Consider the following 13,043-nt stretch of genomic DNA (forward strand, 5'->3'; position numbering starts at 1 on the left):
GGGGATAGCCTAATCCATATATTTGCCCGTTAGGGTGAAGTTCTTAGGAATCCCCTTCTTCAAAAATCAATTGATTTTAAGAAGGGGTAGTTCAAACTTTGGCGGCTAAATCTCCAAAGCGGTTCGCCAGTTAGAAAATAGAAATCCAACATAGACTCTGAAAGTGGCTGGTGTGAATGAAGTTAGTGTAGAAATTCAACATAGGGTGCTCAAAGTGGCCGCATTTGGATTTAACTGGGCGTTAACAAGTGAAAACGGCAAGGAAATTAATTAGTGACAAAGTAAATATCATAAAATTTTTCCTTACGGGCATAATAATGGTTGGAATTATGACAACCATGCTCGTTTGGGGGATAAGGATGTTTTTACATAATGAACAGCTAAGGGAAGAAGCGCATCAGCTTGCTTTAATTCATGACCCGTATTTGAAGCGGGCATCGTCGGGACGGTTATGGAAAGACCTTCAGTCCAATATGGACCGCTTGCGCGCATTCGCGGCGGAGCTCCATGAGCATCGCGGCACATGCACGCAGCCGGCCGAGGAATGGCTGCTGGATAATGCTGAATTTATCGAAGGAGAAGTACTGACGGTCAAGACCGATCTGCCAAAAGAGACCGTAAGAACACTTCCTCATATTAGCAAGACGGGACAGCTGAGAGCGTTCGCGATATGCGATGATTACTTGAATCACACGGATGGGCAATTGAACGAGGAATCCTTCACTACCTATATTCGGTCTTATCAAGAGGTTTCGGTTCTGACCAACGCGGAAGCGTGGATGCTGCCCGTCATGCTCAGGATTGCTGTCATTCGCCGGTTGTCGGATATTATGGGTATCGTGAGAGAGCGGAGATCCGTATGCGATACGGTGGAGCGGATGCTTTCCGGCATCAAGACATCGGAGCTGACGCCGGATCGGCTAAAGACAGTGCTGGAGGAGGCCGGGCAAGAAATGCCTCTGTCCGGGGCGATGATCGTGCATCTCGTCCAGCATTTGCGGGAGCATGCCGAGGATACGGCGAACATCGGAGAATGGCTAGTTTGTAAATTGGAAAACGGACCGGAAAGCATTGACTCGATTTTGTCCTTTGAGTATCAGCTTCAAGCTGGATTCCAAATGACGACAGGCAATCTCATTGGAAGCTTGCGCATGCTTTCGCGTTGGGACTGGAGTGTGATGTTCGAGGGGATCAGCTTGGTCGAGAGAACCTTGCGGGAAGAGCAAGCGGGCGACTACGCGCTTATGGATTTTGCCAGCCGGGATATGCTGCGGCATCGGGTGGCGAAGCTGGCCCTTCGGCTGAAGGTGCCGGAGAAGCTGATTGCCGCTCAGGCTGTTCATCTGGCTGATCGGGCCTATGCGGAAAGCGGCGTGGAGCGGGGCGGAGGCACGCCAACACGTAAGGCGAATGCTGCCTTTTACTTATTAGAGCCTGGCGGCCTGTCCGCGCTTAGACAAGCTCTGAAGATGTGCGGCAAAACGGGTGCGCTGCCGGAAATGAGCCTATTGCGCAGAGCAACCGGTACTTATTTTCAACTGCTGGGAGTTTGCTTTATTGGAGCTTTGATCGGTTTTTCGGCATGGATCGGCTGGCATGTCGGGGGAATGATGCTTGGAGGGGCGCTCGCCTTGCTGCTGCTTGCAATTCCTGCAAGTGAATGGGCGATTACGGCCGCACACTGGTTTATCGAACGGGTAAGAAGACCGGTCAGGCTGCTTCGTTACGATTTTTCTTCAGGAATACCGTCTGAGGCGAGCACGATGGTCGTCATGCCGGTCATTTGGTCGAGCGTCGGTGAAGTGAAGGCATTGACAGAGCGGCTTGAGCTCCATTATTTGGCCAATCGGGATCCGAATCTTCATTTTGCCATTCTGAGCGATTTCATGGATGCCGATTCGCAGCGGCTTGCAGAGGACGGGGAAATCGTAGAGGCCGCCAAAGCGGAGTTCAAGAGATTGAACCAAGAATATGCCGGAAGCTCCTTCCATTGGTTTCATCGGGAGAGGCGCTGGAATCCGTCCGAGGGAACGTGGATGGGATGGGAGAGGAAGCGCGGCAAGCTGGTAGAGTTTGCCCAGCTATTGAAGGGGAAAAAGGATACGAGCTACAACGAGGCAGAGGGTGAGCCGTCGGTGCTCGGCAGCCTCAGATACATTATAACGCTGGATGCCGACACGCAGCTCCCGCTTGAGAGCGCGCGCAGATTGATCGGCGCCATGCATCTTCCCTATAACCGGCCGAGAATGAATGCCGCGAGGACAAGAGTAGTAGAGGGCTACGGCGTACTTCAGCCAAGAATCAGCATGAGTCTTGCCAGCGTACAGCGTTCAAGGCTGGCAGCGCTATGGTCATCCGAGCCTGGCGTGGATCCCTACGCGTTCGCGATTTCCGATCCGTACCAGGATGCGCTGGGAATGGGGATTTTTACGGGGAAAGGGATATTCGACATCGATGTGTTTCATGAAATACTTTGTGACCGGATTCCTGAAAATCGGGTATTAAGCCATGATTTGCTGGAGGGAGGAGTGCTGCGGGCCGGGTTAATTTCGGACATTGAATTAATTGATGATCACCCGGCGACGTTCCGTGCTCATCAGAAGAGACAGCATCGTTGGGTTCGCGGGGATTGGCAGTTGCTGCTCTGGTTATTGCCTAAAGCGCGCAATCGAAAAGGCGAGCTGCTCCCGATCGATCTATCCCTATTAACTCGCTGGCAAATGCTCGATAATTTAAGGAGGAGTCTTCTCCACCCTGCGCTGATGGCCATCTTGTTGTTGGCCGTGCCTTTGCTTCCGGGCTCTCCTATCCGTTGGTTTGTTTTGGTACTGGCTACATTTCTTCTGCCCCTTTGGCGGCAGTGCTTGGCGTTGCCAGCTATGCTGCGAAATCCTCGCAGCTTATTCGTATCTTTGGGACAAGCAGGAGTAGCTTTAATTACGCTGCCTTTCCAAAGCGTAAGTATGCTGGATGCGATTGTGACAACGCTGTATCGACTGCTCATTTCGAAGCGTCGCCTATTGGAATGGACCTCTCAGGCCGAGGTCGAGCGAAGCGCGGGACGGCAAGGAACAAGAGGGCCGCTCGGGCTGTTCGGAGGTTATGCGCTGAGCCTCGTTTTTTTGGGGCTGTGCTTATGGAGCGGCGACGTCGCCGTTCAAGGAATCGGCGTGTTTTTGGCGTTCGTATGGTTATGCGCTCCGCTTGCGATAGCTTGGTTGGATCAGCCGCATTATCATGCTGCCGTTGCATTCACCGAGGAAGAGCGGGAGGAGCTTAACGGGCTGTCCCGGGAGATTTGGACCTTCTATGAGGATTATGTAACGGAGGGGGACAACTGGCTTCCGCCTGACAATGTGCAGTTTGAACCGCCTAACGGCGTGGCGCATCGGACGTCGCCTACGAACATCGGCTTGTATCTCTCTTGTATTTTGGCCGCCAGGGATTTTGGATTTATCGATACGGGAGGGTTTCTGGAGCGCTTGGAGAGAACGCTTGATACGATTGAGCGTATGGAGAAATGGGAGGGACATCTCTACAATTGGTATGATACGGAAACGTTGGCGCCGCTGCATCCGATCTACGTCTCTACGGTTGATTCCGGCAACTTCGCCGCTTGCTTGATCGTTGTCAAGGAAGGATTGATCGAATGGCTGAAGGCCGGTGATTCAGGAGACGAGCGGGATGATTTGCGCACAGACGCGAGTCGCAGACAGGATCAATTTCAGGTTGCATTCGCTGAAGAAATCACGCCGGTTAACAGCTTATCCCGCCCTGGCAAAAAATCAGTAGCAGGAGAGGCGGCCCGAGGAGAACGCCTTGCCGCGCGCATGGAAGCTTTAATTCAAGGAACGAACTTCAGGCCGCTGTATGACCATAAAGCGAAGCTGTTCTCGCTTGGCTACAAAGTGACGCAGCAGCATCGCGAAACGGTGCTGTACGATTTAATGGCTTCCGAGGCTCGGCAAGCCAGCTTTATCGCTATTGCACTGGGGCAAGTGTCCGTATCGCATTGGAACGCGCTCGGGCGGACATTGACCAAAGCGGGTAAACGCCCGGTGCTGCTGTCGTGGTCGGGGACGATGTTCGAATATTTGATGCCTTGGCTGTTCATGCGCACCTACCGAAATACGCTGTGGGACAGCACGTATCGAGCCGTCGTAGATCGGCAAATCGAGTATGCGCGTCAGAGAGAGGTGCCTTTCGGCATTTCCGAATCGGGTTTTTATGCTTTCGACTACCGAATGAATTATCAGTACCGGGCGTTCGGCGTCCCTGGTCTTGGCTTCAAACGGGGACTTGAAGAGGATCTGGTTTTGGCTCCATACGCTACGATTATGGCGCTGCCTTTCGCGAAGCGCGAGGGCTTAAAAGCACTTAGCGAGCTGGAGCGGCTGGGCGGACGCGGCAAATACGGCTATTATGAGGCCATGGATTTCACACAGAAACGGATGCCCGAAGGAAAACGACATATGGTGATCCGCAGCTTTATGGCCCATCACCAGGGGATGAGCATGCTGACGCTGTCCAACCTTCTCCTGCCTAAGACGATGTACGGCCGTTTCCATAGCAATAAGCAGGTCCGCGCGGCGGAGCTGCTCCTGCAGGAGCGAAATCCGGCCCATCCGAAATGGATCAGGCATCCGGCGATGCACCGGATCCATGGACCGGATAGAGGGAAGCTGCAGGATAAGGCGGAGGTAAGGCATTATTCGAACGCGCATTCCCGTATTCCGGAGTGCTGCGTGCTGTCGAACGGGACGTTCACGACCGTGCTGACGAACAGCGGAAGCGGGTTCACCCGGTATGAGGGGTTGTCCGTATCGAGGTGGAGAGAGGATCCGGTTAGAGATCCTTGGGGCAGCTATATTTATGTTCGCGACCTATCGTCAGAGCGAATATGGTCGCCCTCATACCAGCCATGCATGGTTGAAGCGTCTGAGCAGAGCGTGCAGTTCCAACTGGACCGTGCCGCTTTCACGCGCGTGGATGATGATATCGCGACCAGTATGGAGGTGTGCGTTTCGCCGGAATGGAACGCCGAGGTGCGAAAAATTTCCTTGACGAACCTAAGTACGGAAACCAAGGTGCTGGAGGTAACGACCTTCGTGGAGCTGGCACTGGCCGAGCCGATCGCGGACGATGCGCATACGGCCTTCAGCAAGCTGTTCATCCGGACGCAATACGATGAAGGCTCGGGCTGCCTGGTTGCCGGGCGAAGGCCGCGCGAGGCGAAGGATCGGATGTTATGGGCGGCACATTCGTTGATTGCGGAAGGGCATACGCTCGGCCCGATGGAATTCGAGACGGACCGTGCGGCCTTTATCGGGCGCGGGCATACGCTTGCGGCGCCTCAGGGCATCCGCACGCGACTGCACGGCAAAACAGGCTCGGTCGCTGATCCGGCTTTCGTCATGCGGCGGCGCATCCGGCTCGAGCCCGGGGAGCAGGTACACTTATTCGCGATAACTGCGGTGTCGGGAACGAGGGAGGAAGCGGTGGACATCGTTTCCAAGTTTACGAACGGGCAGGCGGTGGAAAGGACGTTCCAGCTGTCATGGAACCGAAGCCGGATCGAGCTTCGCAATCTGCAGCTTAGCCAACGCGAAGCGACGGCTTTCCAACAATTTGCCGGACAAGTATTATATACGCCGCCTTTGCGGAAGGAACGGAAGCAAAGCATAGGGGCAAACCGTAAAGGGCAATCGTCGTTATGGGCGTTCGGCATCTCCGGAGACCGCCCGATCGTTCTGGTTCATATCGACAATCGCAGCCATCTGCCATTTATCGTGAAGCTGCTTACCGGGCATGAGTACTTAAGGAGGCTCGGCCTTTCGTTCGATCTCGTCATTCTGAACGAATCGTCGGGGGGCTATCACCAGGATTTGCAGGAGGCGCTGCAGCGGGCAGTCGAGCATGGCGTTGACCGATTCGGCATGGGGTCGGCGGGCATACATGTCATCCCCGCGAATCAATTAGACGAAGAATCCGTCACTTTACTGACTTCGGTTGCCCGACTCATCATGCGGGCGGGAGGCTCCAGCTTCATGGCGCAGCTGAGGCTGCCTCGGAGCGGGGAAGCGGCTGCTCTGCCGAAGGCGCTCGATACGAGCGAACTCAAAGAGAAGGTGAGCGTGGATTATCAGCATTCGGAAAGCTATGATACGAAGGACTGGCTGTTCTATAATGGCTGGGGCGGATTCTCTCCGGATGGCAGAGAATACCGGATCGTGATCAAGAATGGGTGCCATCTCCCGGCACCGTGGATCAATGTGCTTGCTAACAAGCGCTTCGGTTCGCTCATATCCGAGTTGGGGAGAGGGTATACCTGGTGGCGGAACAGCCGGGAATGCAAGCTGACGCCATGGTCGAACGACCCGGTGCTGGACCCTCCGACGGAAATCGGTTTCGTGCGGGATGAGGAATCCGGAGAGAATTGGACGATGACGCCGTCCTCGATCTCCACCTCGTCGCCGTACTTGGTAACCCACGGATGGGGCTATTCGCGGTTTGATCATGAGCGGAGCGGAATCAAGCATGCGATGACCGTATTTGTACCGCTTGAGGAGCCTGTAAAGGTGATCCGGGTACAGTTGAAAAATACGACCAGCGAGCGTCGAACCCTTTCGGTGACTTATTATGCGGAATGGGTAATCGGCGTTCAGCGTCAGGCGAATGCGCCTTATATCGTAACCGAGTGGGACGCTTCCGCGAAAATGATGACTGCTCGCAATCAGTATCAGGAAACGTTCCGTGACGCAACGGCTTTTTTAGGTATTTACGCTCAGCAGCCGAATAGCGGCCATTCTGCGGAAACGGCGGAGCTAAGCTGGACGTCGGACCAGGAGGAATTCATCGGCCGGAACGGGACGGCCGAGCAGCCGGCTGCTCTGGGACGCGAACGTTTATCGGGCAGGACCGGAGAAAGTTATGCTTCCTGCGGGGCTGTCCAGCATAAGCTGACGCTTGAGCCGGGCGAGGAGCGAATCCTATCTATATTATTGGGCTGCGAAGCATCGAAAAACGCCGCAGCCAGCCTAGCTCAGAAGTACAGCCAAGACACTGCGTGCGAGCAGGCCTTGAGGGATGTCACCGATTTCTGGGAGGAAACATTGTCTCAAACCACGGTGTCGACGCCATCGCGCGAAATGGATGTGCTGCTCAATGGGTGGCTGCTGTACCAATCGCTGGCTTGCCGGATTTGGGCGCGGACCGCTTTCTATCAAGCGGGCGGGGCTTACGGCTACCGCGATCAGCTGCAGGATTCATTGGCGCTGCTGCATACGATGCCGGAGATCACGCGGTCGCAAATTTTGATCCACGCCTCGCATCAATACGAGGAAGGCGATGTGCAGCATTGGTGGCATGTGGAAACCGAGCGCGGCATTCGTACGCTGTTCTCCGATGATTTGCTCTGGCTCCCATATGCGGTTTCGCGCTATATCGAGCAGACGGAGGACCGGGACATCCTGCAGGAGACGGCTTTCTATATAACGAGCGAGCCGCTGCGGGAAGGCGAGCATGAGCGTTACGAGGAAACGAAGCGATCGACACAGAGCGGATCGGTCTATGAGCATTGCCTAAGGGCGATTGACAAAGCATTGTCGCGCATAGGGGAGCATGGGTTGCCTCTAATCGGCGTCGGCGATTGGAATGACGGCATGAATCTCGTCGGGCATGGAGGGCGCGGCGAAAGCGTGTGGCTCGGCTGGTTTATTTGCGAGGTGCTGCAGCGGTTCGAGAAGATATGCAAGCAGCGCGGCGACAATGAGCGGGAAGCGGGATACCGCGAGTCGCGCGAACGGCTGGGCCTGGCGCTAAACGAGCATGCTTGGGATGGACAATGGTACCGCCGCGCCTTTATGGACGACGGGCAATGGCTTGGCTCCATCCATAATGGTGAATGCCGAATCGATGCAATCGCACAATCCTGGTCGGTCATTTCGGGAGCCGCTCCAAAGGACCGTGCCGTGCAGGCGATGCAGTCCTTCGACCGCGAGCTGGTGGATCGGGAGCTATCGGTCGTACGTCTGTTGACGCCTCCCTTTGATCTTACCGAGCCGAGTCCCGGTTATATTCAAGGATATCCGCCGGGCATTCGCGAGAACGGGGCGCAGTATACGCACGGAGTCTTATGGAGCATCATGGCCTGGAGTAAGCTGGGGCAAGGAGATAAAGCATTTGAGCTGTTCCATATGCTGAATCCGATCACGCATACCCGAACCGATCAAGAGGTGAAGCGATACGTTGGCGAGCCCTATGTTATGGCTGCCGATGTGTATACAGCAGAGCCGCATAGAGGGCATGCGGGCTGGACTTGGTATACCGGGGCTTCCGGCTGGATGTATCAGGTGGGGCTCGAATGGATTCTCGGCATTCGGCGGCATGGCAGTCGATTGTACATCGATCCCCGTATTCCTTCCGAATGGCCGGGCTTTAAGGCAACGTATCGATTCGGGAAAGCGGACTATGCCATCACCGTTACCAGAAGGGCTCAGGGTGAAGACCATCCGGCCGGAAGGCTGCGTTTGGATGGCAATGAGGTCGAAATAACAGGAGATGAGGAGCCGGCAATCCCGAACGTTGAGCTGCATGATGACGGCAAGAAGCATCAGGTGGAGTTAAGAATTTAATCTTGTTAATAATTGAAAAAGGAGCTTTCCCGCTGCAAGAGCGGTGAGCTCCTTATTTTTTTGCTCACATTTTTCTGCAGGCGATTTCACCACTAACTTCGCGCTTCCGAGTCCGATCGGGCTCGCTATGTTGGATATCTCCACTAACTTCACGCTTTTGTTGATTCCCTTAAAACACTTGTAGACGATGAACCAACGACTCCCTTGCATGTTGGACATAAAGTGTGAAGTCCAAACGATGCGGCTATCGGAGTTTCTGATTAAAGAAGGAATCCCACTCCCGCCTACATCGGAACCAAAGCCAAAATCCGAACACTATGACATTCCACTTGGTATTAAGCTTACGGATGATGAAATTGCAAATGTGCTGAGTCTGAAGACAGTTTCAACGGTAATATCTTGTGCTAGTGCCGCTTCCGCATCAATACGCACTGATGTAGGAGTAATGTTTACTCATTTTCTTTCCGAGAAGTTAAAATACAGTTCTTTTTTAAAAACCTTAACGCGCAAAGGCGGATGGATTAAAGTTCCTCCCTATTACATCCCAAACGGGCTTCCTCAACAATAGCAAGAAGTAATGATGATATCCGAAAAAGCCTAATTTCTCAGTTGGATAAACGAGAAATTAGGCTTTTTCCGCAGGGGCAGCTTCACTTTGCTTAAATGGAGGCAACGGTCATGAACGAACATCCGGACGAGTCGAAATGGATTCAACAGCATTTGGCCAACGAAAGAACTTATCTGGCATGGATTAGGACCAGTATTACCATAATGGGCTTGGGATTTCTGGCGGCAGGTATTGTTTTTCAATCCACGCCGTATGGTGAAGTTGGACATACGCTTGCGGCAATCGCAGGCATTTCCTCTGTGATGCTCGGTTTTATAATAATGGGCTTGGCGACCATGGATTATATGGTGAAACGAAGCGTCATCTACGCAAACCTTTCGCACTACAAGCTTGTTAGTTAAGGTATTGTTCGCGGCGCTAGCGCTGATTAATGTGCTTTTAATAGGCTTGGTCGTTTTCTTATTCTTCGGACTATAGAGTTGTAGCTGCCGATCGGTCTCCTTCACCACCTTCTTCTTCTTCTTCTTCTTCTTCCTCCTCCTCCTCTTCTTCTTCATCATCATCATCACGAACCCGGATTCTCTGCCATCACGCTCAATTACAATCAAATGCCGGCCCCATGTTCGCTAACCTCAGTAAAGTAGTGCTTTCATCCGAAATGATACAATGGAAGCAATACCTCTGTTAGTAAACTACATTAATCGAAGAAGGCGGCGAAAGTATGAATTTATCCAATATTGCGGCACAATTGTATACGTTGCGGGATTATTGCAAGAATGAAGCCGATTTGGAGCAGACCTTGCATAAGGTGAAGGACATCGGCTATCAAGCGGTTCAAGTATCGGGCGTCGGACCGATCACGCCTGAGACAATCAAACGCATTGCGGATGAAGCGGGACTTCGGATATGCGCGACGCATGTAAGCTACGATTCATTGGTGCAAGATTTTGAGGCAAATGTACAAAAGCATAAGCTGTGGAATTGTCCATACGTCGGAATCGGAGGCTTGCCCGAGCAGTACCGTACGAACGCGGAAGGCTATGCGGCTTTTGCGAAGCAGGCTTCGGAAATCGGCAGACGCTTGAAGGAGCATGATCTGCAGTTCATATATCATAATCATCAGTTCGAGTTCGAGAAATTCGCGGGCAGAACCGGTATGGAAATTTTGAGAGAAGAGAGCGATCCGGAAGCATTCGGCTTCGAGCTCGATACGTACTGGGTACATGTGGGCGGAGTGAATCCGGTCGATATGATCTATCGTGTGAACGGCCGAATGGGCGTCGTTCATTTGAAGGACCTGGAAATCGTCGGTCATCAGCAGGTGTTTGCAGAGATTGGGGAAGGAAACCTGAATTTTAAGGATATTATTGCGGCATGCCGGGAAACCGGAGTGGAATGGTACGTTGTTGAGCAGGACGTGTGCAGGCGCGACCCGTTTGAAAGCTTAGCGATCAGTCTTCAAAATTTACGTCAGTTTATCCTCTAAGTTGTGGTATCGTATATATCGACAGGGGGATGAGCTTTATGAAGATCGGCATTATTTGCGATGATTATTGGCATCCGGGAACGACGGTTAAGCAGGGCTTAGAACCCTTGGGAACCGAGGGCTTTCAATTTGAATTTATACAGCATGCGTCGGAGTGGACCCGGATATGGATGGATGGTCAGGATGCGGTCGTGCTTGCGAAATCGAATCAAATCTCGGCCAGGGATAAGATGCCATGGCTAACGGATGAGATTCAAGCACACTTTGTTGACTATGTCGAGCAAGGAAAAGGGCTTCTCGTTCTTCATTCGGGAACCGTCGGCTATCGGGAAGAAAGGACCTTCTTCGAGCTGATTGGCGGGGTGTTCAACATGCATCCCGAGGCATGTCAGGTAACGATGTCCTACACGGATGAAGCCATGCTGCCTATTGAAACGGCAAAAAGCTTTTCCATGCATGATGAGCATTACTATGTTGAGGTAATCGACGAGCGCATTCACGTGTTTCTGACCTCAACGTCAGAGCACGGTACTCAGCCGGCGGGCTGGGTACGGGAGCAAGGCAAGGGAAGAGTTTGCGTACTTACGCCGGGACATTTTCTGGAAGCGCTCAAGCATCCCGATTATCAGGCAGCGATTGCAGGCGCTCTCAAATGGTGCAGCGGATACCATAATAAGGTATGATTGAACTATGAATGGGGGTTGCGTTACCCGGCCGACCAATAAGACTTCTTCGGACTGTTACATAATCTTTTTCTATAAAGAGCAGGACGCCGCAGGGTATCCTGCTCTTCATCGTTGCTCAGGACTGCGGTTAGACAAGCCAGAAAGGTGGAATGATTAATCCTCCTTAGAAAGAGGCTTTACGTTTTTAAAGGCAGGATTAATGGTATACTGGTAAGCAACGGACACAGAAAGCATATTGGAGTGATGAAATGAGCAGTACGAAGGGCAAGGGCGGGACAGGCAGAGGAACGGGCAAAAAGGGCTGGAACCGCTGGCAGGCCAGCGCCAAGAAGAAGGCAGCGCCCAAAATATTCGGCAGGAATCTTGCTTCTAAAGCAGCGGATGGCGATAAAGGGAACGGCGGTAGTAAAGGTGCTGGCCCGGTTAGAGGCAGCAGTGTGAATAAAGGCAGTAACCCGGCAAAGTAAGTCCAGTTACGCAATAGTTATAAGGATGAACGACCGCAGCTTCACTGTAATGTGAAGCCTGTGGTTTTTCTGTTTGCATTCCAAGCTGATATCATTAAAATAGAGCTAGCGCTTTCAAGAAGAAGGCCGATATTTCGAATTTTTTCAATATCAGGAGGTAGAAGAATGCCGTTAGTAGACATGCCTTTAGACAAGCTGAAAAATTATGAGGGACTAAACCCGCGTCCAGACGATTTCGATGTCTATTGGGAGCGGGCGCTTGCTGAAATGAGAGCAGTCGATCCGCAAATCGAGCTTGTTCCCAGCTCCTTTCAAGTCCCATACGCAGAGTGCTTCGATTTGTATTTTACCGGCGTGCGCGATGCCCGTATTCATGCGAAATACATAAGACCGAAGAACGTGACTGAGCCGCATCCGGCCGTGCTGCAATTTCATGGCTACACAGGCCATTCGGGCCATTGGCAGGATAAGCTTGGTTATGCAGCCCTTGGCTTTTCGTTCTTTTCCCTAGACTGCCGCGGCCAAGGCGGACAATCGGAAGATACGGGGGGCGTCAAAGGGAATACGCATCACGGGCATATTATTCGCGGCCTGGATGACCATCCGGATCAACTGCTGTTCCGTCATATCTATCTGGACACGGCTCAGCTGGCTGCTATTGCGATGCAAATGCCGGAGGTCGATCCGGATCGCGTTATGGCGATGGGGGGCTCGCAGGGCGGCGCCCTGACGATCGCCTGCGCCGCGTTAGAGCCGCGGATTAAGAAGCTCGCACCCGTTTTTCCGTTTCTAAGCGATTACAGACGCGTGTGGCAAATGGATTTGGCTAAGGATGCTTACGCGGAGCTGCGTACATTTTTCCGCCATTTCGACCCGCAGCATAAGTGGGAAGAGGAGATTTTTACGAAGCTGGGCTACATCGACATCCAGCATCTGGCCTCGCGGATCCAGGGTGAGGTTCTCTTCGGAATAGGATTGATGGATACGATTTGTCCGCCCTCCACCCAGTTTGCGGTTTATAATAAAATTTCGGCAGAGAAGCGGATGGAAATTTATCCGGATTTCGGACATGAGGATTTGCCTGGCTTTGCCGACATGACGATGCAGTTTTTCCTGGAGGAATAGAAATTTAATTCACTTCATGGGGGATCGTGATTTGCACCACGGTACCCCATGAGGATTTGCTTCGAATTAGCCGGAAGA

7 protein-coding genes are annotated in these 13,043 nt (G+C 52.7%); all 7 read left to right on the top strand.

Annotated features, from left to right (window positions below):
- The first annotated feature begins 359 nt into the window (after positions 1-359).
- The 7 genes from L1N85_RS13105 (at position 360) to L1N85_RS13130 (ending at position 12,965) form a co-directional block, all read left to right on the top strand.
- On the top strand, positions 360-8,633 hold the full coding sequence (locus L1N85_RS13105; RefSeq protein WP_235238834.1) for a GH36-type glycosyl hydrolase domain-containing protein: 8,274 nt from the start codon (positions 360-362) through the stop codon (positions 8,631-8,633).
- Positions 8,634-8,841: 208 nt separating this feature from the next.
- Positions 8,842-9,201: a DUF3231 family protein gene (locus L1N85_RS27905; RefSeq protein ID WP_407946380.1), complete on the top strand. Its 360-nt coding sequence runs from the start codon at positions 8,842-8,844 to the stop codon at positions 9,199-9,201.
- A gap of 110 nt (positions 9,202-9,311) precedes the next feature.
- On the top strand, positions 9,312-9,602 hold the full coding sequence (locus tag L1N85_RS13110) for a YidH family protein (RefSeq protein ID WP_235238836.1): 291 nt from the start codon (positions 9,312-9,314) through the stop codon (positions 9,600-9,602).
- Between the two features lie 320 nt (positions 9,603-9,922).
- The gene (locus L1N85_RS13115; protein ID WP_235238838.1) at positions 9,923-10,687 is read left to right on the top strand and encodes a sugar phosphate isomerase/epimerase family protein; all 765 of its coding nucleotides are present in this window, start codon (positions 9,923-9,925) and stop codon (positions 10,685-10,687) included.
- A 38-nt stretch (positions 10,688-10,725) separates the two neighbouring features.
- Positions 10,726-11,370, top strand: coding sequence for a ThuA domain-containing protein (locus L1N85_RS13120; protein WP_235238840.1), 645 nt, complete (start codon positions 10,726-10,728; stop codon positions 11,368-11,370).
- A gap of 251 nt (positions 11,371-11,621) precedes the next feature.
- Positions 11,622-11,840 (top strand): DUF3934 family protein, encoded by a 219-nt coding sequence (locus L1N85_RS13125; protein WP_235238842.1) that lies wholly within the window; start codon positions 11,622-11,624, stop codon positions 11,838-11,840.
- Between the two features lie 165 nt (positions 11,841-12,005).
- Positions 12,006-12,965 carry an acetylxylan esterase gene (locus L1N85_RS13130; protein WP_235238844.1) on the top strand — a complete coding sequence of 320 codons (960 nt, stop codon included), beginning with the start codon at positions 12,006-12,008 and terminating at the stop codon, positions 12,963-12,965.
- Positions 12,966-13,043 lie beyond the last annotated feature (78 nt).

The sequence above is a fragment of the Paenibacillus alkaliterrae genome (assembly GCF_021532375.1).
GTDB lineage: Bacteria > Bacillota > Bacilli > Paenibacillales > Paenibacillaceae > Pristimantibacillus > Pristimantibacillus alkaliterrae.